Annotated in this window: 1 protein-coding gene; it reads right to left on the minus strand. The window is 48.1% G+C overall.

Annotated elements, in window-relative coordinates; all coding sequences use genetic code 11:
• Positions 1–206, minus strand: a 206-nt coding sequence (locus AWN68_RS13195) for an Ig-like domain-containing protein (protein ID WP_157716205.1), incomplete at both ends; no start/stop codon positions are given.

Here is a 206-nt window from a genome sequence, read left to right on the forward strand (position 1 = left end):
GTGAAAGTCACCAATGTTGTTTCGCCTGCTTTTAATGCGGCATCGGTAATGGCAAACGCCACCGTTGGTCGCTTCGTATCAATCGTGAAGTTGCCCGAATCCGTTGTGCCTGTTCCTGCGTTTCCTGCATTGTCAGCAACACCTGTTTTGTCAACAGAAAATACATTAGTAGCATCTTCTAAGTCTGCCGTTGGCGTGAAGGTAGC

It is taken from the genome of Roseivirga echinicomitans, assembly GCF_001592935.1.
Lineage (GTDB): Bacteria > Bacteroidota > Bacteroidia > Cytophagales > Cyclobacteriaceae > Roseivirga > Roseivirga echinicomitans.